The organism is Agrobacterium sp. InxBP2, assembly GCF_026191755.1.
Lineage (GTDB): Bacteria > Pseudomonadota > Alphaproteobacteria > Rhizobiales > Rhizobiaceae > Agrobacterium > Agrobacterium pusense.
The window spans coordinates 1-20889 of record NZ_JAINDY010000023.1 but is presented as its reverse complement, the minus strand read 5'-3'; the positions used below and the strand labels follow the sequence as shown (position 1 = coordinate 20889).

At 54.2% G+C, this 20889-nt stretch carries 24 protein-coding genes and 2 pseudogenes; 13 read left to right on the top strand and 13 right to left on the bottom strand.

Going from position 1 to position 20889, the window contains the following annotated elements; genetic code table 11:
- Positions 1 to 59: 59 nt before the first annotated feature.
- Complete coding sequence (locus K7A42_RS06865) at positions 60 to 464, bottom strand: hypothetical protein (RefSeq protein ID WP_174150466.1); 405 nt, start codon at positions 462 to 464, stop codon at positions 60 to 62.
- Positions 465 to 639: 175 nt separating this feature from the next.
- Between K7A42_RS06865 and K7A42_RS06860 the strand changes: the two genes are divergently transcribed.
- The 4 genes from K7A42_RS06860 (at position 640) to K7A42_RS06845 (ending at position 3006) form a co-directional block, all read left to right on the top strand.
- Positions 640 to 1056, top strand: a complete 417-nt coding sequence (locus tag K7A42_RS06860; RefSeq protein WP_174150465.1) for a hypothetical protein — start codon at positions 640 to 642, stop codon at positions 1054 to 1056.
- Positions 1057 to 1092: 36 nt separating this feature from the next.
- Positions 1093 to 1359, top strand: a complete 267-nt coding sequence (locus K7A42_RS06855) for a hypothetical protein (RefSeq protein WP_174150464.1) — start codon at positions 1093 to 1095, stop codon at positions 1357 to 1359.
- A gap of 139 nt (positions 1360 to 1498) precedes the next feature.
- Positions 1499 to 1972: a hypothetical protein gene (locus K7A42_RS06850; protein ID WP_129567414.1), complete on the top strand. Its 474-nt coding sequence runs from the start codon at positions 1499 to 1501 to the stop codon at positions 1970 to 1972.
- Entirely contained in the window at positions 1969 to 3006 is a 1038-nt protein-coding gene (locus K7A42_RS06845) for a serine/threonine-protein kinase (RefSeq protein WP_174150463.1), read from the top strand. Before K7A42_RS06850 ends, K7A42_RS06845 begins: the two co-directional genes overlap by 4 nt.
- Before the next feature lie 318 nt (positions 3007 to 3324).
- On the opposite strand, the gene K7A42_RS06840 is transcribed toward K7A42_RS06845, so the two are convergent.
- Together K7A42_RS06840 and K7A42_RS06835 are read right to left on the bottom strand one after the other, a co-directional pair.
- Positions 3325 to 3480 (bottom strand): hypothetical protein, encoded by a 156-nt coding sequence (locus tag K7A42_RS06840; protein WP_174150462.1) that lies wholly within the window; start codon positions 3478 to 3480, stop codon positions 3325 to 3327.
- A gap of 53 nt (positions 3481 to 3533) precedes the next feature.
- Positions 3534 to 3884 carry a DUF982 domain-containing protein gene (locus tag K7A42_RS06835; RefSeq protein WP_234899137.1) on the bottom strand — a complete coding sequence of 117 codons (351 nt, stop codon included), beginning with the start codon at positions 3882 to 3884 and terminating at the stop codon, positions 3534 to 3536.
- Positions 3885 to 3984: 100 nt separating this feature from the next.
- Here K7A42_RS06835 and K7A42_RS06830 point away from each other — a divergent pair, with 100 nt between their 5' ends.
- The gene (locus K7A42_RS06830; RefSeq protein ID WP_282455028.1) at positions 3985 to 4647 is read left to right on the top strand and encodes an outer membrane protein; all 663 of its coding nucleotides are present in this window, start codon (positions 3985 to 3987) and stop codon (positions 4645 to 4647) included.
- A 54-nt stretch (positions 4648 to 4701) separates the two neighbouring features.
- On the opposite strand, the gene K7A42_RS06825 is transcribed toward K7A42_RS06830, so the two are convergent.
- From K7A42_RS06825 to K7A42_RS06810, 4 genes and pseudogenes are all read right to left on the bottom strand, one after another.
- Positions 4702 to 5046: a hypothetical protein gene (locus K7A42_RS06825; protein WP_174151530.1), complete on the bottom strand. Its 345-nt coding sequence runs from the start codon at positions 5044 to 5046 to the stop codon at positions 4702 to 4704.
- Between the two features lie 434 nt (positions 5047 to 5480).
- Positions 5481 to 5720 (bottom strand): hypothetical protein, encoded by a 240-nt coding sequence (locus K7A42_RS06820; RefSeq protein WP_174151531.1) that lies wholly within the window; start codon positions 5718 to 5720, stop codon positions 5481 to 5483.
- Positions 5721 to 5985: 265 nt separating this feature from the next.
- Positions 5986 to 6087 (bottom strand): annotated as a pseudogene (locus tag K7A42_RS06815) (peptidoglycan-binding domain-containing protein); the annotation flags it as partial.
- 39 nt (positions 6088 to 6126) lie between these two features.
- Positions 6127 to 6642 carry a lysozyme gene (locus K7A42_RS06810; protein ID WP_234899237.1) on the bottom strand — a complete coding sequence of 172 codons (516 nt, stop codon included), beginning with the start codon at positions 6640 to 6642 and terminating at the stop codon, positions 6127 to 6129.
- A gap of 830 nt (positions 6643 to 7472) precedes the next feature.
- Here K7A42_RS06810 and K7A42_RS06805 point away from each other — a divergent pair.
- A complete protein-coding gene (locus tag K7A42_RS06805; RefSeq protein ID WP_174151532.1) occupies positions 7473 to 7814 on the top strand; it encodes a hypothetical protein in 342 nt (113 codons plus the stop codon).
- 94 nt (positions 7815 to 7908) lie between these two features.
- Here K7A42_RS06805 and K7A42_RS06800 read toward each other — a convergent pair whose 3' ends face one another.
- Together K7A42_RS06800 and K7A42_RS06795 are read right to left on the bottom strand one after the other, a co-directional pair.
- On the bottom strand, positions 7909 to 9840 hold the full coding sequence (locus K7A42_RS06800) for a phage tail protein (RefSeq protein ID WP_282455027.1): 1932 nt from the start codon (positions 9838 to 9840) through the stop codon (positions 7909 to 7911).
- Positions 9840 to 10505, bottom strand: a complete 666-nt coding sequence (locus tag K7A42_RS06795) for a hypothetical protein (RefSeq protein ID WP_174151410.1) — start codon at positions 10503 to 10505, stop codon at positions 9840 to 9842. Before K7A42_RS06795 ends, K7A42_RS06800 begins: the two co-directional genes overlap by 1 nt.
- Positions 10506 to 10711: 206 nt before the next feature.
- Between K7A42_RS06795 and K7A42_RS06790 the strand changes: the two genes are divergently transcribed.
- The 7 genes from K7A42_RS06790 to K7A42_RS06760 all read left to right on the top strand — a co-directional run bounded on the left by K7A42_RS06790 (position 10712) and on the right by K7A42_RS06760 (position 15922).
- Entirely contained in the window at positions 10712 to 11227 is a 516-nt protein-coding gene (locus K7A42_RS06790) for a hypothetical protein (protein ID WP_234899221.1), read from the top strand.
- Entirely contained in the window at positions 11224 to 11457 is a 234-nt protein-coding gene (locus K7A42_RS06785; protein ID WP_174151412.1) for a hypothetical protein, read from the top strand. Before K7A42_RS06790 ends, K7A42_RS06785 begins: the two co-directional genes overlap by 4 nt.
- 109 nt (positions 11458 to 11566) lie before the next feature.
- Positions 11567 to 12136, top strand: coding sequence for a dTDP-4-dehydrorhamnose 3,5-epimerase (rfbC, locus tag K7A42_RS06780; protein WP_174151413.1), 570 nt, complete (start codon positions 11567 to 11569; stop codon positions 12134 to 12136).
- Positions 12137 to 12138: 2 nt separating this feature from the next.
- Positions 12139 to 13194, top strand: a complete 1056-nt coding sequence (rfbB, locus tag K7A42_RS06775) for a dTDP-glucose 4,6-dehydratase (RefSeq protein WP_174151414.1) — start codon at positions 12139 to 12141, stop codon at positions 13192 to 13194.
- Between the two features lie 4 nt (positions 13195 to 13198).
- Positions 13199 to 14092: a dTDP-4-dehydrorhamnose reductase gene (gene rfbD / locus K7A42_RS06770; RefSeq protein ID WP_174151415.1), complete on the top strand. Its 894-nt coding sequence runs from the start codon at positions 13199 to 13201 to the stop codon at positions 14090 to 14092.
- Positions 14089 to 14955: a glucose-1-phosphate thymidylyltransferase RfbA gene (rfbA, locus tag K7A42_RS06765; RefSeq protein WP_174151416.1), complete on the top strand. Its 867-nt coding sequence runs from the start codon at positions 14089 to 14091 to the stop codon at positions 14953 to 14955. The genes rfbD and rfbA overlap by 4 nt, the downstream gene beginning before the upstream one ends.
- 121 nt (positions 14956 to 15076) lie before the next feature.
- Positions 15077 to 15922, top strand: a complete 846-nt coding sequence (locus tag K7A42_RS06760) for a glycosyltransferase family 2 protein (protein WP_174151417.1) — start codon at positions 15077 to 15079, stop codon at positions 15920 to 15922.
- A gap of 26 nt (positions 15923 to 15948) precedes the next feature.
- Here the strand turns inward: K7A42_RS06760 and K7A42_RS06755 are convergent, their stop codons facing one another.
- From K7A42_RS06755 to K7A42_RS06745, 4 genes and pseudogenes are all read right to left on the bottom strand, one after another.
- Positions 15949 to 16863 carry an NAD-dependent epimerase/dehydratase family protein gene (locus K7A42_RS06755; protein WP_174151418.1) on the bottom strand — a complete coding sequence of 305 codons (915 nt, stop codon included), beginning with the start codon at positions 16861 to 16863 and terminating at the stop codon, positions 15949 to 15951.
- Between the two features lie 30 nt (positions 16864 to 16893).
- On the bottom strand, positions 16894 to 19944 hold the full coding sequence (locus tag K7A42_RS06750) for a glycosyltransferase (RefSeq protein WP_174151419.1): 3051 nt from the start codon (positions 19942 to 19944) through the stop codon (positions 16894 to 16896).
- 297 nt (positions 19945 to 20241) lie between these two features.
- Complete coding sequence (locus tag K7A42_RS26095) at positions 20242 to 20571, bottom strand: methyltransferase domain-containing protein (protein ID WP_174151420.1); 330 nt, start codon at positions 20569 to 20571, stop codon at positions 20242 to 20244.
- 182 nt (positions 20572 to 20753) lie between these two features.
- Positions 20754 to 20889: pseudogene (locus K7A42_RS06745) on the bottom strand (GNAT family N-acetyltransferase); the annotation flags it as partial.

Below are 20889 nucleotides of genomic sequence, written 5' to 3'. Positions count from 1 at the left end.
TGGCCTAACCTGCTTCGCGAGATGAGACATGAGGCCAGCTCCGACGGATTTCTTTTCGCCTATAATATGCGCCAGCGATCGGTGCAAATCGCCCACATTGGATAGGCTGAAATAGCCCCGATGGAGAATATGGCGAGCGCAACAGAGGAGAATATTGCGGAGGCCGGCAGGCTGCCGCTGTACAGTGCCATGATAAGGATCGGGCAGACCCCACCAACGGCGGCATACGTCAGATAGCTTTTTGTTCTCAGCGCCATCAAGAGAACCACGCTCGGTACCGCTACGGGCAGTGCAAAGAAAAGAATCGCAGCTGCAGTCATCAACGTCACGTACACGAGCTCTCCAAAGCTCGCTCTGGCCTGATTAGAGAAAAAGCCCAGGCCAACGACGCTCAAGACACCCGCTACTACCGCTGACAATGTGTAGCCTAGATAGATCTTGGCTATCGCCTTTAGTACACCCATCCGCTCGCCCCCCCTATTGTTTGCACGAGACTGGCATACTCGGCGTGTAAAGCAACGAAAAAATCTCGCTCCGATTGAGTTGCGGTAGGCTCCGAGTTAGGCAATGTATGTCACATTCTACGTCACAAAAAAATCACGGCTTCAGCGACATCTCATACGCAAAAGGAAATCTAAAGTGGCATTAATCGCCAGATGGATCCGGAATATCGTTGTGGGCTTCGCCATTTATGTGGCCGCCGTGGTGTCGACCGGGGCAGTAATGGCCTATGGCTGCATAAGCCGGATCGATGAGACGCAGGTTTTTGATGCAGCAAAGCGCGCGTATCTGAATAGACTGATTACAACCAAGAAATTAACGGACGACGATTTGCGATACGTTAAATGCGGGCCGCCTCAAACCGTTACCGATTACTTCTACGGTATCCCTATGGGTTCGGAATGGAGTGCATTCTGCGCGTACTTAAAAGACGATGTCGTTAACGCATCCGAAGCGTTTCATATCAACGAATGCCAGCGAACTCGCCTTTGGGAACAGGTCGATGAGGGGTTCCCAAAACCAGTGCGGGGAATAGGTTATGATCGACTTCTATAGCGGAGGCGCCCTTGGCTCAGCGAGCGGCAGCCATAGATGATGACCTTGGCACGTTTCATCTGCGGACTTTTTGCGGTTGTGGCCATCGTTATTTTCATTGGCCTGCTGACGGTAGATCAGTGGTTTACCATCGGGGAACGAGCGCAAGGTGATCACCCGACACGGACGCAGGCAGAACAAGCCGAGGCTGAAGCTAGGGTGAGCGCAGCGGCCGCGGAAGCCAGCAAGGCCGCCGATGAGACATTGAGGATCATAAATGGCAGCGATGCCGAGATGAAACGGGACCAGACCACGAAGCGTTGAGTGAGCACTAACCGATACTCAACTTTTAGGAGAGATACTCGAATCGCTATCAAGTTTTCAACTATGAAACATGATGGAATTTCGGGAATTGACCAGTAGCCGATTGAGCGGCTGTCTGAGAGGGTAGAGGGTAAAGCAAATGTCGGTACGTTGGCTTGGGGTCACGGTCTCTGGAGATAAAGCAGTCTTGGTTGACGCAACGGTACCCGTTGGCGCTGGGGAGATAGTCATCAACGCCGACTTCAATGTCAAACTTCAAAAGGGGCAGAGAGCGGAGGCCTATGCAGTCTTCTCCCAAGAAATCTATGACTACGCGAAAGAGAATGGGATCGAACGAGCCGCCGTCAAGGGAAGCGCTGTCAGTCAGCAAGGCAGACCCACGTTGGCTCATTTTGAGGCCGCCGAACTAAGGGGCGTTGCGATTGGTGCCCTGGCCTCAGTTTGTCCTACGGAGACCATTACAAAGGCTACAATTTCCCGAAACTATGGGGACCGTAAAGCAGACGAATACATAGGTGACGATACGTTCTGGCAAGAAAAATTCACCGGGTCTGCATTGCGTGCTGGTAGCCGCGAAGCCGCGTTCTGCATCTTGGCAAAGTGCGAAAAATGAACGACCTCAGATCAACCCTCATTGTTGGCGAAGAGATTGCACACGGGCATTTCGGGCGCGTACACATAGGCCGAGACGGCATACGTGATAAGCTGGCCGTCAAAGCCCTGTTCGCTATGGCGGGAGAACCCCCAGAGCAATGGGTGGGCAGAAAAAAAGGCCTATTGGCGGAGGGTGCAAACCTCGAAAAGGCGCGCCACCGTAACATCGTCGCTGTCCACTATCTTTGCGCATCATCTGCTGACGACGCCGTGTTGTTAGTGATGGAATTCTGTGAAGGCGGCTCACTGGAGCGCTCTTACAGAGCCAACCCCTTGCACCCTGATATAGTGCTCAAAATCGCGCGTGACGTATGCCACGGACTATCCGCACTTCACCAACGGGGAATGCTCCATCGAGACATTAAACCTGGGAATATTCTGTTAGATGAAAAAGGTGTCGCGAAAATTGGCGACTTCGGATTTGTGACTGATGAGATAGTAGAAGGATACGCTGCTGGTGGAGGCTATCGTGACCATCTAGCTCCTGAATTCTACGAAGCGAGAGTGTCTAGCATCCGAACGGATCTGTGGGCGTTGGGCGTGACGTTGTACCGGCTCCTGCACGGTCATTCTTGGTACGAATCTAGCCCTGCACCGCGTGCAGTTGTCCCTGACGGCGGGTACGCGGATAGGCTTGAATGGTTACCTCATATCGGTAAAAAATGGCGCCGGATAATACGCTCGCTTCTATCTGACGACCCTGCTTCTCGGCCCGAACACGCAAGAGCGCTAAATCGGATGCTTGCCGAGGTCGACCCATCCGGATGGGGATGCAACATCGAAGAAGACGAAATAACCTGGAAAAAGTCCAAGGGGAAGAGACTCTTAGTCGCCAAGTTAACGAAGCATAATCAGCGTTCTTACTCTTGGGAAGTCAAATCTTTTCCTACGGGAAAAGGCGTGGCAAGGACCATTCGCGCAAATTCTAATATCGGCTACCGTAAGGCTGAAAGAGAGTTGAAAGCTTATTTCCAAGAAGAAGCAGAAAAGTAGCCTTCTGGCAGGACGTACCTTTCATCTAATGAAAGGCGAATTCCGTCTGAGATGTTGAGCGAGCGCCTAGCGTTCGCTCGACGTTCTGACGAGCATTCAGCGCAGTATTTGGGGGGATCAAAATCCTTTTCGGCCCCACAAGGGTGCGCTAGCCCGCATTTGACGCAAGATATACGCACCAGTTGTCTTAACACCATCTCTTTAGCCCCCGCACTAAATGGGAACGTACAATGAACATTTAAACAGTCAATTAAGATTTTCTTATGACTCTGAACGCACAAATTGTCCCGGCACCGCGGCTTCGTTTTGCTAAGCATTCTATTTTTCGCCTTGGGGGATGATCAGCCAGAACAGCTGCACCAGGTCATCCCACAGACGGCCCAGATCGTCGATCATGGCGGTGATTTCCAGATAGGCATATACACCGGCAACGATGATAAGAACCAGTATGCAGACTAGCAGCCATGGCCACATTCTGCGTTTTCGCTTAAATCCAGCGGGTTCTTTCGTCAACTGAACATCATTTCTCACCAATCTCGCGCTTCGTCGTCGGGACTGACCGACAGACCGGCCCTATAAGGAGCTTCAACAAAAGCGAGGCGCGCATCTTCAGGCCTGTCGTCCAAGCCATTCTCCAGAACAGCAGAGCAGACCATGAGAGCGGTAACGTACGCCTGCGCCTCTGTGCTTCCGGGCCATCTGTGAAGGAGAACCCGCGCGAGGTCGGTGACGGTTTCAAGGGTTTCAAAATTACCCCAATTGATCGTGATCGGCTCTATTCTGAATTCGCTCATGGGGCGCAATAACACCGAAGCGTCAAACTTACAGATAAAATTGATACACAGCCGCGTGAATTCGACACCCTTGAGCAGCAACATCCCGCCCCGGATACGCTTGGGTTGCGGGTGTTGCCCATGTGCTACAGCATTTTTCGGAGAATTGTTATTTAGTTGATACTCAAATTTAGGAGTTCAGACCATGAAAAAGACATTCGCGACCCTGGCTTTTGTTTTGGCAGCGTCCACCGCTATGGCTGCTGACGCGGTCTCTGAAGTACCCGCAGCGCCTGTTGCTGATGTGGCACCAGCATTCAGCTGGACTGGCTTCACCATCGGTGTTCAGGGTGGCTACAACTGGAACAACCAGGACATCGAAATCAGCGGCACCGCAGGTAGCTTCTCGGAGGATTTTGACGGCGGTATCCTCGGCGGCTTCGTTGGTTACAACTACGATTTCGGCAACAGCTGGGTGGTCGGTCTCGAGGCTGATTTCGACAAGAGCTGGGCAGACAACACGGCGTTCGACGGCGCACTGACCTACGGTTTCGACTGGCAGGGTTCGGTTCGCGGCCGCGTTGGCTACGCCTTTGACCGTGCCCTCGTATACGGTACTGCCGGCTGGGCTTATGCTCGCGGCTATGCGGACGTAGCAGGCTTCGGTGAAGAGAAAGAAACGTTCAATGGCTACACCCTCGGTGTTGGCCTTGATTATGCCTTCACGGACAACGTATTCGCCCGTCTGGAATATCGCTACACCGACTTCGGCGACAAGACGTTCGATTTCGGCGGCACAGGTGGCGGCACCATCACCTCTGATATCGATCAGCACGCGATCCGCGTCGGCCTCGGCGTAAAGTTCTGATAGCTATTCGCTATAAGCATGAAAAGCCCGGCCTTAGTGTCGGGCTTTTTGTTTTTACCCCGACCTCGTCCTCCTTGGCTTCGACTGATTTTCAACGATGCGATCGACACGCAAAGTCATTTTGTCGACCGCATCCTTCACGGCGCCAATAGCGCCCATGATCTGCTCCGTCTGCTCGCGAAGGCCGGATTTGGAGACATAGGTTTCGGCCACATGGAGGCGGTGAGCCGCGAGCTCCTCCCGAGCTAGCGACACCATCGCTGAGGCCACCGACGCCGCTGCAGACGCCTCCGTCTTTGCCGCGCTGATCTTCGCGTCAACGTATTTCCACAGACCGAAGATAAAGCCGAAAACCAGCACGAAGAAACCGACGGCGCCCATGATCTCGGCGCCAGTCATTGCGAACCTCCTTGCATTGTGATGCAATTAGAGAATCTAATCCGGTGAAATGAATGTTCGAAACGCAACAAGTCGGGCTGCCGTGCCCCAAATGCGCCCATAGGGCTGAGAAAACGATAGCCTGGATAAAGGCTAACGATGATTTTCTTTGCGAGGCGTGCGGCACGCATGTCTCGATGAAGAGCGAGCAACTCTTGGCTGGGATAAAAAAAGCTGAGAAGGGTATCGAGAAGCTCAGAAAGTCTCTCTGCCGCGCGTGAACGCCACGATGCAGGTTTAAGGCACCGTCTCACGGTCCGGGCTTTCACAACGGTCATGGCTTTACCCCGCACAGCTTCTGCAGCTTCTCATTCTCAGTAAGGATTTGCCGCTTCGTTTGCGGCGTCATCTGGTCATCGACAGAAGGACGCACCGGGCGCGCGATGTCGCAGTAGTTACCGCTTGTCGCGCATCCACTTGCTAAGAGCGTCATCAACGCCAGCGTCATCCAAATTCCTGATTTCATTTTCGACATCCTCGGCCTTCTTGATGGCCTTGGCATTTGCTGCGACCTGTTCGTCTTTTGCCGCGGAGCGCCCTGCCCTCTGGCCATACAAAAAGACGCCCGCGAGGATCGCGAGCGCCGTACCGATTGCGGCTAGGTAGCCTTTGAGTTTTGCCCACAAGAGGATCAAACCACCACCTCCTTGCCGCGCCAGCTATTCCATCTGCGAGCGACGACATCGCGATGCGGTAAGCGACATAGGCAACAGCAACCACAGCGACGCCAGCGACGATCCACCCCCAAGGGAGGCCAGCCACGAAAGCAAGCAAGCCTGAGCTTGCGGCTGAGCCTACACCCTTCGTAACGGCTTCCCTTGCAGCTGAGGCATCGCGTCGAAGCTGTGCGAGCGTGGCGGGACCGATGATGCCATCGGCGATCAGGTGTGGGTGGGCCTTCTGGTATGCAATCACCGCTGCCTTTGTCTTCTCGCCCATCCAGCCGTCGATGGCGCCGGGATTGAGACCAGCCGCAGTCAGCAGCTCCTGCGCTTCCTTCACAACCGGATCAGGCTGGGCTAACGGCTCGGCCGTCGCCTCCTACGTCGCGCTCGCTACGCCGGTGTAGATGCCCTTCTCAAATAGCAGGGCCTCCTCCTTGCGTCGGCGCACGAGGCCCGGCAGCTTCTTGCCTTTCGCGGTGTTGTAGTTGGCGGCAAGATGAGCGGCGGCCTTCTTGATCTGGCCTCTCCGCCAGTAGTCGGCCCACGTCCAGTTCATGGCGCCGACGCCGAGATTGAAAGTGACAGAAACGGCGGCATCGAGCTCGTGCTGCCTGCGGTCGATGGGAGAACCGGCAACGACAGCGGGCACGTATTCGGCGGCAAGCACAGCATCGAGGATGGCATCGCTTTGCGCAGCGGTGATCTTAGTCTTGCCTGGCACGAGCTTCGTGATGCCAATCTTGGCCAGCTCGCGCCGCACGGAATCGCTGCGCATCGTGAAACCGGTCCCGATAGTCGGCACACCGACAGGATCGAGATAGGCGGTGAGAGGATTGCCCTCATGCAGGCGCACGAAAGCCCTCCCCTGTGTGGAGATTTTGGTGATTGGCATTGATTTTCCTTTTTAAGGGAGCGCTGGGAACATTAAGGCGGCCTTGGCGTTAAATCCGTCGCCATGTCCCCAACTCCATGGCCTAAAGACCCGCGCACACATCCCCCCCGCTGCGCGGGTCTTTTGCTGCTATTGATACAGCCGATACTTGCAGATATGGGAGAAGTGCCACGCTCATAACAGGCCGAGGCACGGAGGCCTGGCACTTACGAGGAGCGACGGGCCTCTTTTGTTTAGTGGGTTGTGCGGAGCCGCTAGACCACTGATGTTGCTAGGCGCCCGCGTTAACGTTCAACTTGACCGCGAAGACAGGGGATGTAGTGTCGCCCCATTATCGAGGGGGGAGATGCATGCATTCGCTTGATCGTGGAATCGCTGGTTTGGTGCTTCTCGCGACCGCCGGATGCGCTGGGACGAACTATGCCACAAACGATTTCAACGGTATCGAACCTGTCATGTGGCAGAGTGCCACAAGTGGGTCAACGTTTCGCATAGTCGATAAGCCCCAAGAACGCCGCCTACTGATTGCCAGAGAGCCGGGAATGAACCTGCAAGACGGCACCGGGAGCCCTGCGCTGCTGGCCACAGATACATCCCCCGCATCGTACGAGAGTGCGACGATCGAGTGGCTCAAGACGACCGGACGTACGTGCACAACAAAATCAAACTTCTCGATCGCCGAGTCCCAGCATGAGGTTCGATACTCATGCGAAGGTCCCTTCCCGGCGGCACCAGCAAAACCAGCGCCTTGGTAGCGCACCAAGATGGGTGGCTTTACTTCTCTCATTAGATCTATCTAAAACCGGTGCAGCATAGAAACGGGGGTAACGATGCAACCCAGCCATCTTGTATTATTGTTTTCACTCGCAGTTCCCGGCGCGGCCGGTGCGGAATCCATTCGCGAGATGTTGGAGAATGATCGCAACGCCGGTCTCGTTAAATTGAGGATTGCGTCGCTCGCTGATGGGATTGGATGGGCGAACAGTTATTTCGCCGTGAAACACAACCAGCGAATTTACTGCCCACCCGGCAAGTTGGCGATAACATCGGATCAGCACCTTAGCATACTACGTCGCTTCGTAGTTGATCATCCAGCAGATGGCGATAGACCGGCGGGCGAAGCGGGACATATAGTCATCAAGGCATTGATGGACGCCTTCCCCTGCGACTAAACCGGCGGCCAAGCGATGGGCGCGATTTCCGTAAGGAACTGATCGACGGTCGGCTGCTGGCGCTGACCTGCATCTGATTTCCGGCTGTCATGGATTACCTCTTGAATGCTTGAGCAACGATTGTGGAATTGACAGGGGTCGCTCCCTGCGGCGTTGCGGTCAGCCTGAACGTGGTTTGAGTGCGCCCGCTTGGCGGGTTGAACAGATACGTGGTTGCGCCAAGGAGGCGCGCAGCACCGGCGGCCGGTGTCGTTTTCGAGAACACCAGGAAGGTTTCGATGTCGACGTTGTCTGTGACGTTTCGCAGAGTGAAGCTCACGTACTGCTGATCGGTCGACGTTCCAGAAAACACCTTGCCGACCACATCCACCTGCACACGCGGAGAGCCAAGGCCGTGGGTAAGGGTGATGTCAACAGACCCGTTTCCTGGAAGAACATCAGACGCAGCCGCGGTGATTGCTCCGGGATCGATATTCGAGGTGCCGACAGTCAGTGTGCCGATGTAGGCGCTCGAAATGTCGACGTTGCCCAGAACGGCAGAGAACGCGGAAAGACTGTTAGCCCTGATGTCCTTGGCATAGAGGATGCCATCCTGAACAACGAACGGCTGCTTGATTACAGACATGTCTCCGCTGGCGATGACAAACTGGTCAGCAAAGCCAACTAGCCGGGTTGGGCTGGACGGATTAGACGGAACATCCAATAGCAATGACGCCGAACGATATTGACCGTCATTGACAGCCGCCGTCACGCCGTACCGCGCGGCGTACTCTGCCGGCGTTGCAAGGGCTGCCCATGCGATATTTACAGAAGAGCTATTCCCGCCCAACGCCGCCGTCAGTGTTTCGACCTTGCCTGCAACGGCCATGGTCTCGTTTACGGCAAGCTGGATATCCTCGCGATATTCAGCACGAGCCGCGCCCAACTCGACAGACAGATCTCTGGCAAGCTTCCGCGTGTCTTTGTACGCGACCGTTGCCAGTTCCATCTGGGCGGCGATGAGGCCGTCGATGGCATCCTGTGCTGTTCGGGTGCTGTTGCGCAGCCAGCCGAGCGCTTCCTCAACACCGCTCAGATCGATGTCGACAAACACATCCTTGTCAGAAAGCAGGATGTTCGGCGTGATGACGGGAATGAACCCGGTCCATAATACCGGCCTGTCGCCGCCAGGAATGTATCGCCCACGGACAACATAACTTTCAGCCGGAAGGAGGCTTTGCGAGATGAGCATCGAGCCAACCTGCGGCTGGTCTGTGCGGCCTTCGGAGACCTTCTCCAGCGTAGCCTGTAGCCTCACCTCGTATTCGATGCCGATAACGTCATCGAGGCGCCCATCGCTGTTGTCCCACGTCAACCGGATAGCCGGTCGCCGATCTTCACCGAAGCTATCTTTGACCGTGGCCGGTTCCGCGAACCAATCCACAATAGGCTGTGGCGTCGGACGAATGACGCCAATCTGGCCGTCGACAGGTGGCTTGAACTCAGTATCGCTGCTCCAATCGTAGTCCGACGGGTCCACTTCGGTGATGTCGATCATTACGTCGAGGTTAGCGCGGTCGGCAACACCATCGATCCGCACTAGCTTGGCGATGTAGCCGTTGCGCTCTGACGTCCACGAGAACACCGTTCCCGGCGTGGCGTAGGCCCAGAACTTTGGCGGCAGGACAATCGTATGCCTGCGGAAGCGTCGAGCCTCCTCCAGCGCCGACTTCATCAGGCGCTGGACCTGTTCCGGATAGGGAACGAAATTCAGGTCGACATCGGCCATCAGACGGCGGTTGCCGTCGATCACCTCAAGGTCCGTCCGATAGATCGGCGGTGCGGTCTTGGCGACCCATCCATCTGCCGGCGAAGGATGATTTGCCGAAACACCGTTGATCGTATCAGCCAGCCCGAGGAACGGCGTGAACTCCTGCTCTTCCGTCGACAGGATATCGTCGTCGGTGAACCCGGCGGCTTCATGGCTCTCACGCAGGAGCGCCACAACTCGGTCGCGATCCTCGGCGGTGGCGAAGCGGACGTCCATCAGAAGATTCCTAAAAACTTTTTCTTATTCGGTTGCGTGGCGACCTTGCCCTTTTCAGAACCCCAGAAGAACTCCCACTCGGACGAGGTGTCAGCGTCGGTGTAGAAAGCATCGCCGGCCTGTCGCAGCACCTGCGTCGCGTGACTGCGCGTCGACGGGTTGGAACGCGTCATCTCTTGAGTGTGGCTGGCGCAAACCATCGTCACGCTGCCTTCCTCATTCTCAGAAGGCGTGTTGATCGTGATGGTGTCCACGAACCCAACAAAACGGCATTCCGCCGGCGCCACCATCTGGCGGCTATCCGGATCGAACAAACCTCGGTAGATCTCGACGCGGGCCTGACGGCAATCATACTGCCGCACCAGCGTCTGCACGTGCTCACTGACCTGAGACAGGCGGATATTGACGTTCTGGACCGAGAGGTTAGCGACGAGCGGAATGTCATCGATCTGCACCAGCGTTCCCGAACCGTACCAGTCACGCGTGACCGGCAAACCTGTGTCAGGATGCACGATGGCCGCAGACACGTTTCCGACGTCAGACCACATGCCATCGGTGACCGGCGCACCAGTCGCTCGATCGCGCGCAACAAACCAGAGGAAGTCGCGCGCCACCAGCTGCCGCGCCTCAAGCGCAGCAAGGTTTTCTGCTAAGATGTTTCTCATTGATTTACCGTGGAGATCTGGCGCCAAAAAGCCACCTCAGGTGGCCTAGACACAGACTTAGAGTTGAGCATAATCCCGCGACTGCTGGGGGATTTCATTTCGCAAATAGCGCCCGAGCATTCATACGCGCCATGAATTCAAACAACTGCGATGGGGGTCGCGTAGGGGTGATTGAAAAGTCTGTCTTGGAGTTTGAGAAAAGGTTTATGGCGGTGTCGCTCACCACGTTCGCTGCGGCATATTTCGGGGCATGGGTTGTTCCGCTTTTTCTCGCGAAGAAGGTGGTCGATTTCACTGCTGCCGACTATTGGCCGATTTGGCCAGTTAATTTGTACTACATTAGCCAGATCGAGGCCCATTTTAGGGGTCTCAACGGATGGAATACCTTTTTACTGTCCAACTACATCGCAAGTTCCCTGATGATTTGCAGATTTGTCGCCTTGCTTGTATTGGAATTGAACAGGCCCAAACACACGTTCAACTGGGGAATTTCCTTCGTTCACGCAATGATTGTTCCAGTGGTTCTTATTGGCTTACTTCTTCCATTCGGCGATGGACCCAGCAGGCGCGGCCTCACGTTTTATGACAGTCCGTTTGGCAACTCGTTGACGTCTACCCTTCTCGTCGCGTTCTTCTATTTCGGCGTCACCGATCCGCTCGTGAAGTTTATAAGCTGGATCAAATTCATTGTATTCAGCAGGCGAGAGTCGGAGATTTCATGAAGTACTTACTTATCACACTATCGGCCGCATGCCTGACTGCCTGCCAACAAGGACCGATCGTGAAGTCAGAACCATTTGACTGGAAAAAAGCAGTCAACAGAAACGCCGAACGCTCTTGCCGTGACAAGAAGGGCACCGAGCAGTACGCGAAGTGCTTTGATCGTGAAGTTGCGAAGGGCACGCGTGAATCGAAGATGATGGCCGCACATTTCGGCGTAAAGCTTCAATGACTACCGGAGATTCCGTCGCTCTTGTGTGGGCGATTAATAAAGCGTTATTGACTGTCCCTGCCGATAAAGCCATATCACCTTGAGAGGCAGAGCAGACAGGATCCGCATAGTGCGACTAGAAGCATTAACGATACCAGGCTTGAAAAAGATAACTCCGGCTCGTTTCGGCGATAGCAGGGGTTACTTCAGCGAAGTTTTCAAGAGGGAATGGTTTCGCGAAAATATAGCGGATGTGGAATTCGTGCAGGATAATGAATCCCTGTCCGCACAGGCCGGGACCGTACGCGGACTTCATTTTCAGACAGCGCCTTTTGCGCAGGGCAAGCTCGTTCGCTGCATTCGTGGCCGGCTACTGGATGTTGCGGTGGATATCAGAATGGGATCGCCTACCTTCGGGCAATGGGCGGCTGTCGAGCTCTCACCAGAAAATGGCGAACAGCTATGGGTTCCAGCGGGATTTGCCCACGGTTTCATGACGCTCGTTGACGACACGGTCATCTCATACAAAGTGACGGCGCCCTATAGTGCCGCCAATGACCGCGGCGTTAAATGGGATGATCCGGCCATCGGTATCAATTGGCCGAAGCTTGAGGGCTACGTCCTCTCCGAGAAGGACGGCAAGCAACCGCTTCTGTCGGAATTGCCTGAATATTTTACTTACCAAAACACTGGAAACTGATGATGCGCGTTCTAGTTACCGGCGGCGCCGGATTTATCGGCTCGGCCCTCGTACGTTATCTCGTGAGCGAGATCGGCGCGGATGTTCTCACCGTCGACAAACTGACATATGCAGGAAATCTGGCGTCCCTCAAGCCAATCGAAAATGCACCCAATCACCGCTTCCTTCAGGCCGACATATGTGACCGGGTTGCGATGAATGACGCATTCACGACATTCCAGCCGGATTACGTGATGCATCTGGCCGCCGAAAGCCATGTCGACCGTTCCATCACCGGCGCAGCTGATTTCATCCAGACCAACATCAACGGCACTTTCACGATGCTGGAGGCGGCGCGGCAATATTGGAGTGGCCTTGAGGGCGAGGCCAAGGTGAATTTCCGCATGCTTCATGTATCAACCGATGAGGTTTATGGCTCGCTCGGGGATCAGGGCCTTTTCGAAGAAACAACCCCTTACGATCCTTCATCGCCATACTCCGCCTCGAAAGCCGCAAGCGATCATCTCGCCACAGCCTGGCAGCGCACCTATGGCCTTCCGGTTGTCATTTCCAACTGCTCCAACAATTATGGACCATTCCATTTCCCGGAAAAGCTCATTCCACTGATCATTCTCAACGCGTTGGATGGCAAACCGCTACCAGTCTATGGAAACGGCGCGAACATCCGAGACTGGCTTTATGTGGAAGACCATGCCCGCGCCCTGTGGCTCATCGTTCAAAAGGGTCTTGTCGGCGAGAAGTACAATGTGGGCGGCAGAAACGAGCAGAAGAATATCGATGTGGTGAACTGCATCTGCTCCATTCTCGACGAACTGCGCCCTCAATCCAAACCCTATGCCGACCTCATCAAATACGTCACCGATCGTCCTGGTCACGATGCGCGCTACGCCATTGATGCAACGAAACTGGAAACCGAGCTCGGCTGGAAAGCACAGGAAAACTTTGCAACTGGCATCCGCAAGACCGTGCAATGGTACCTCGACAATGAATGGTGGTGGCAGCCGCTTCGCGAGGGTGTTTATGCCGGAGAGCGCCTTGGCGTTCTGACCAAGGGCTGAACGAATGCGGCTGGCAGTTACGGGCAAAAATGGTCAGGTCGTCAGCGCCCTTCAGGCACTGGCGAGCGCCGAACTGGAGATCGTGGCTCTCGGTCGGCCGGAACTCGACCTTGCGCAGCCTCAAACTGTTTTGAAGGCCCTGCGAGAGATAAAGCCCGATGCTGTGGTATCGGCTGCTGCCTACACCGCTGTCGACAAGGCAGAAAGCGAACCGGACGTCGCTTTTGCCGTTAATCGGGACGGAGCTAGGGCCGTCGCGCAGGCGGCAAGTGAACTTGGTATTCCCGTCATTCATCTTTCTACGGATTATGTTTTCGATGGCACCAAGGCAACGCCCTATGTCGAAAGCGATCCGACAGGCCCCACTTCCATCTACGGCCGCTCGAAGTTCGAAGGCGAACAGGCCGTTTCGGAGGCTACTGGCAATTACGCCATTCTGAGAACCGCATGGGTCTATTCGGAGTACGGCAACAACTTTGTAAAAACCATGCTCCGGCTGAGCGAGAGCCGCGAGGAGATCAATGTGGTCGCGGACCAGTTCGGATGCCCAACCTCGGCCAACGATATCGCCACCGCTATCGTAGCAATCGCAAGGAAACTCTTGGACGATTCCTCGATCCGTCTCCGTGGAGTTTTTCATCTTTCCGGGACCGGGGAAACGAACTGGGCGAATTTCGCGAAACAGATATTCGCATTTTCTGAAGAAAACGGCGGAAAGTCGATGATCGTCAACGACATCACGACTGGACAGTATCCTACACCAGCTCGGCGTCCGGCAAACTCGCGGCTTGATTGCAGCAAGCTGGAAGCGGTTTACGGCATAAGGCTGCCGAACTGGCAAACATCAACGCGCGCGGTCGTTACCGCTCTTGCGCAGAGCAAAAAGGAAACGCCATGAAAGGCATTATTCTGGCCGGAGGCAGCGGTACGCGCTTGCATCCCATGACATTGGCGGTCTCTAAGCAGATCTTGCCGGTCTACGACAAGCCGATGATCTATTATCCACTGACCACGCTGATGCTGGCCGGCATCCGCGAAATCCTGATCATCTCGACGCCCCATGACATGCCGCTTTTCCAGTCTCTCCTGGGTGATGGCTCGAAATGGGGTCTTTCCATTGAATATGCGGTTCAACCCAGCCCTGATGGGTTGGCGCAGGCCTATATGATCGGCGCTGACTTCGTCGCGGGCTCCCCATCCTGCCTTATCCTTGGCGACAACATTTATTACGGCCACGGATTACCGGAGCTTCTGCAGGCCGGCACGGGCATAAACGACGGTGCTACGGTCTTCGCCTATCATGTGAACGATCCCGAACGTTATGGCGTGGTCGATTTCGATAGCGAAATGCGCGCGCTCTCTATCGAGGAAAAACCGGCAAAGCCCAAATCCAACTGGGCGGTCACGGGTCTTTATTTTTACGATGCCGATGTCGTCGACATCGCCGCCAATCTCAAACCATCCGCGCGCGGCGAATACGAGATTACGGATGTCAATCGGACCTATCTCGAGCGCGGCAAGTTGAAAGTATCCATCATGGGACGCGGTTACGCCTGGCTTGATACCGGGACACCGGACAGTCTTCTCGAGGCGGGCGAGTTTGTGCGGACGCTGGAGAAGCGACAGGGCTTCAAGATTGCATGTCCGGAAGAGATTGCTCTGAGCAAGGGCTTTATCACGAGATCCGAATTCTCAGCACTCGCAGAAAATGCCGGCAAAGGTGATTATGGCGTATATCTAAGGAGACTCGCCTCCGCGTAAGTGCGCTGGAATATGCCTCCGCTTCGAGTTGAACAAAACCGCATTAATACCTTCCGCTACAGCAACTCATCAAAGGTTGCCAAGTTGAGGAGGGATCGTGCGCCTAGTCTCTGGAGTCAAAATGTCTAGTTTGTCACTCTCGGACGTAACGGTGGTCTCTGTTTGCTACAAGAGTGATGCGCTCATAGCGGACATGATCGCGACGGTGCCTGAGGAAACGCCTATAATTCTCGTCGACAACGGGAAAACGAATAGTTTTGCGAACCTCCCTGCCGGAAGAAATATCAGGATTGTTCAGTTGGAGAAAAATCAGGGCTTCGGCCGCGGCTGCAATGCGGGCGCGGCGGTGGCGCAGACACCTTGGATCCTGTTTTTAAACCCTGACGCCCGATTGACCGCAGGCGCAATTGAAGCCTTGCTGGAGGCCATTGATCGTCATCCGTCGGGCGTCGCATTTAATCCACGAATTTCCAACTCGGACGGAAGTGAATATTTCAAGCGGCGGTCCTGGTTATTGCCACGCCGCCGCTACATGAAAAAGGGCTGGCCCGCGGTCGATACTGTCGTTCCCGTTTTGAGCGGGGCCGCTTTTCTTGTTTCAAAGCAAAAATTCGACGCGGTTGATGGCTTTGACCCAGCTATCTTTCTTTATCACGAAGATGATGACCTATCGTTGCGCCTTGCAAAATCAGGGCAACTCGTATTTGTACACGATGCCCTTGTTTTCCATGCGGCGGGACAGTCGTCGGGCCGATCTCCAGAAATCGCTCGGTTAAAGGCGTTTCATATGGCGCAATCGAGAATCTATACCGGCAGCAAGCACCAGCGGCCGCTTCCAAGACTTTCGACTTTCGTTCAAGCCCTCGCGCTGATCATGTCGCCCAGCGCTCTATTCTCAGCGCGCCGGCGGGCCAAGGCTGCCGGCTTTCTCAAGGGCGCAGTCGAAGCTATCAAACGTCAACCATGAAGCGAACGACTGCGTGATAGCAATCGCTATTCGTGTTCCTTCAGCCATGACCAGACGCCGGCGATCCCCTCTCTCAAACCAATCTTTGGCTCCCAGTCGAAATCCATCTTTGCCCGCTCTATGTCGAGAACGGATACCGGAACGTCGAGGCTTCGATGAGGCTTATAGACTATTGGAATGGGATTACCCGTTATCTCTTGTACGATTTCCGCGATGTGGAGGACGGAAGTCCCAGTTCCGCTACCCCCGTTGTAGACGCCGACCCTGTCACTGAGCAGCGCAGTGACGCACAGGCTGCTAAGATCTTTGACGTGAATATAGTCCCGAATTGCGGAGCCATCGCCCCATATTTCGATTGGCTGGTGCTTCAGGGCAAGGTTGAGATACGTGCCTATTATCCCTTGGACGCCCAGGTTGCCCTGATAGAGACCGTAAGGATTGGAGGCTCGGATCACAACCGGCCGTATACCGGCCTTGCTCTCATAGAGTTTAAGATAGGACTCTATCGCAACCTTCACCACGCCATACGAACATATCGGGTCGAGTATATGTCCCTCGGGAATTGGGACCTCCTGCGGCTTGCCGTAGACAGTTCCACCCGAAGATAAATAGAGAATGCGGGTTACATTGCATGCTGCCATATCCTCGAGGAGGCTCAGGGTTCCGAGAAGATTAAGTTCAACATCCTTGCCGGGGTCCTTATCGCCCGTGGACGGCACCGTCCCGCTGATGAGATGCGCGACCGCGTCTACATCCACCAGAAGCTCGCGCATCAGCTGGCTATCAGCCAACTCTCCCGAAACATACTGTACACCTGCCGGTAGCGGACGTCCAGGAAGACGGCTTCTTCCCAGCACCTTCACCTCGTGTCCCGCGACCACCAAATCTTCGACAAGATGGTAGCCGATGAACCCACCGCCGCCGAGAACTAATATCTTCATAAAACGCCTATCACCTTAATGCCGCCAACGTCACTTCCTTGCGAGCACAGAACGATAATGATCGAGATACTCACCAGCGAGCACATCGATATCATATGTCGCTCCAAGGAGTTGCGCTTTTTCGCTAAAGCCGTCACGGACATCTTTCTCCAAGATTTTTTCCATGGCATCGCTCAATTCATTCACAAATCGGTCGTTGTCGCTGTTATTGGCGATGATAATTCCAGCTTGTTGACCATCGATCTGCGACATTGCCTTGATCTCACCTACATCCGTAGACACGCAAGGGACCCCAACTTGAAGCGCCTGTATCAAGCACAGGGGATAAGATTCACCTGGAAAGCGTGTCGGTATCAGAGCTACGTCGCTAATACGGTAGAGACCATAGATCTCCTTAACAAAACCAAGGAAGTGAATACTCCCTTCCGTCGAAGCCAAGAGCTTGGCCTCGTCCGTGGCTGGCCCTTCGCCCACCATAAGCATCGCCATCGGGACATCCGGTCGCCGCTCTCGCAATAAGCGATATGCCCTGACGGCCTCCACCCAGCCTTTGCCTTCAGCCCCTCGTGCAACAAGCGAAAATACGACAGCATCCTCCGCCACACCCAGCTGAGCACGTGTTTTGGGAAACGCTACTTCATCAACAGGCATCGCATTTTTTACTTTTACGAATTTTTCTTTACTAATCTGAAGATTACCGAACGGCCTCAGGTTTCGATCGGCAGTATAGGCGAATTTATCAATCTTCTTGCTCCAGCGGTCGATCCTGCTCGTCGAAACATCCATGGCCTCGTAGGATCCATGCAGTGTCGAAATAAAGGGCGCTGAGATGCCTTGTCCGTCGAGCAAGAACCCCTCGACATTGGCAACATGCGAATGGACCACCGAGATCCCTGCATTCGCAATGAAACTATCTATCCCCATATCGCGAACCGCATTGGCGGTGTAGACGGGAATACCAGGGTCGAGCATACGCCGCACGTCTGGGTGATCCTCCACGTCGTGCATCTGAAGAATGGAAACCATTATCCCCTTGCGCCGAAGTGCATTCGCGAGGTGAATCGGGAATATTTCTCCACCGCCGAACGAAAAGCCCAAAATGCCGACCAGAACATGAATATGTTCACGCGGGACCGCACTAAGGCTTTGGTAATTCACCAGTTTTTGAAATTCTTCAGCCGGAACTCCAGCGCTTTTCGACACGCTGCGACAGACCTCGATAAAGCGTTCGAGGGTGCCATCTGGAATATCCCATCGCTTCTTCAACGATGTCATCAGTCGCGCGTATTCTTTATAATATTCTGGCTTCGACTGAGCGCTGCTACCGGATGTATTGCTATCGTGAATACGGAAATAGCTTACGGAACTGGGCTCGTATGCGATCTGTCCACCGCCTGCGATAGCCGAATAGAGGTACCAATCACCCATGATTTTATAACTTCTGGCCTCTTCCCAGACCTGATCGGAAATCTCAAAACGCCGCCAGAGGCTTCCTCCGACGTTGGCAATCACATTTTTGACGCCAAAGCCGCCGCGAAACCACTCGGCGGCCGGACGGGTCATGCGCGCTTCCCAGATACCTGGCTCACCATCGTCACGATAATGATCCAGCCCAGCGAAATACTCTCCCAGACTATTCGCAAATTGGATTCGTCCGAACGCCATCATCACGCTTGGGTCACGGAATGCATTGATCATTCTTTCAACGAAAGTCGGCTCGCAAAAATCATCACTTTCGCAAATCCAGACCAAATCACCTTTTGCCAGTGAGTGACCCTTCTGCCATTGACGGAACACATTTCCCGAATTCTCAGTATTATAAACAGCTCTGATACGCTCAGGGAAACGCTTGACATATGCGTCAATTACCGAGCGACTGTCGTCACTGGAGCAATCATCAAGAACCAGAATATCGATAAGCGGATAAGTCTGCGCCAGGATGCTATCCAGACGCTGAGGAAGAAACCGCGCGTGATTGAAGTTTGGCACGATCGCAGTCACCCTCACGCCGGTCTGCGCGCTGATACTGGAGCGGCTCCCGGCGATAATCTTATTTGAAGTTATCCTCTGGTAATAGTCGAGACAGAACTGATCGACCTTCCGCGACAATAACATTGGGTCGCGCTTCTCTGCAGACTTCAAAAACCTCTTGCGTCTGCGGCTGCTGAAGACACTGACTTTTGACAAAGCGTACAAGAACCGGGCGTATATCAGACGCTTCAAAAGCTTAGAGAGTGACGCATTGCTCATCCAGTTGTTGCGCTGAAGCGCATCAACTTTACCAGAAACATGATCAACATCCTTCATCAGGATCTCGGCCCATTGAGCCTGTTCAAATTCCACGCGCTTGAGGACTGGTTCAGAGCCCTGAATGTCCTGGGAGAAAACGCCGCTCATATTCGCATTGTCGACCGGTCGATCCGATGCGACGCCGATCATATACATTGGTTTCGCAATTCCGGGGGTGGTCACCCCACTTCCAGCGTCGGCCTCGAAAAAACGCGCAGCCTGATTTTCCGACGCGATGATCGAGCCAAAACCAATCTTCTGCCCGTGCATCGATACATGTGAAAAATACCGACCCAAAAGGTCGTTGAATTCACTCTTGAATAGTTCCTTCACATGAAACGGATTGGCCAACCCGGTCGCGACGGTATAGGCGTATTTCTCTGGTGTCGAAATGATCAGCATCCCATCATCGCGCAGAACACGCTTGATCTCCTGCATAAATCGATCGTGGGCCTCGATGTGTTCAAGCGTTTCGAACGATATCACGACATCCACTGAGCCCGATGATAGAGGAATGTCCTCACAAGACCCGACCCTGAACGAAATGTTTTCGGCCTTGTACTTCGACTGCGCGTGACGTACTGCTTCATCCGAAATATCGACACCGATCACGGATCGAGCAGTTTCCGCAAGAAGCGCCGTACCGAAACCCTCTCCACCGGCGATATCAAGAACATCTTTGCCTTTGACGAAATTCTTCGCCAGATGATACCGATGCATGTGCTCGAGGTAGATATTCCCACCAATTGTGGGTAGATAGCGTTCGCCGGTGAACTCGAGATCGTCGGCCATATTTTTCCTCGGCAAAATGCGTAGCTGATTATGTTTTGAGGCGGATACCCTATTCTCAGGCTCAAGTCGAGACAATGATCCAGCCACTAAAAACCGATGGCTTTATATGAGGTGATAACGCGCACTGTCCGACGACGCGCTTACGTTCCGATGCATACACCAACTGCAAGATACCTCAAGAAATCAATGCCCCTCCCCTATGACCGATATCTAAAAAAATCTTATGACTTTTTTCCTCGTGAAAGGAGTTTTTCCAACCAAAAATTGCCGGATGACTGATCGCTTGGTCGTGATGCGCTAATTGCTATCCCGCAGGGTAATCGAAAGTGCTAAAACAGACTTCATCAATCCAAGCTCGATGACATGTTTCCACGCATCAGCTCCGTAATCTGTTAAGACGAGAAAGTCGGATGCATTGGAGCTTGGGGCAGCGTGGTATCTCTTGGGCAGTCCCGTATCGCGGGTCAACCGGCCTACAATTATGGGAACAGTGTAAGCTAAAAGACCGCCCGGTTTCAGAACCCGTCTGCACTCTGATAGCGCTATTACAGGGTTGCCGACGTGCTCGAGAGTGTCTGAATGAACAACTAAATCGAAGGTTTGATCGGCGCACGTGAGCGAATGCATATCGACCTCTTGATATTCCGCCAGGACGACCAGGCAACCTCTTCAAGTACCTAGACAGCTGTGCGCATTCATTGAGCTCGAGAACATTCTCATCTTCACTTGCAACAATAAAGTCTGCGAACTTTCTACTCCTAGACCAATGACGCATAATAGAGTGTAAGCGTCCGGTTCGACGGATGTCGTCACTTCAACTCGATGAGTCCCGCCTCTGTCGGCCGGAATCCGCAGCTCCGGTAGAATGAAGTCAGATGCGTTTCGAAGTCGACATGCAACCACTTCGCTCCGCGCTCTCGGGCCACATTTGTGGCCTCAACGACC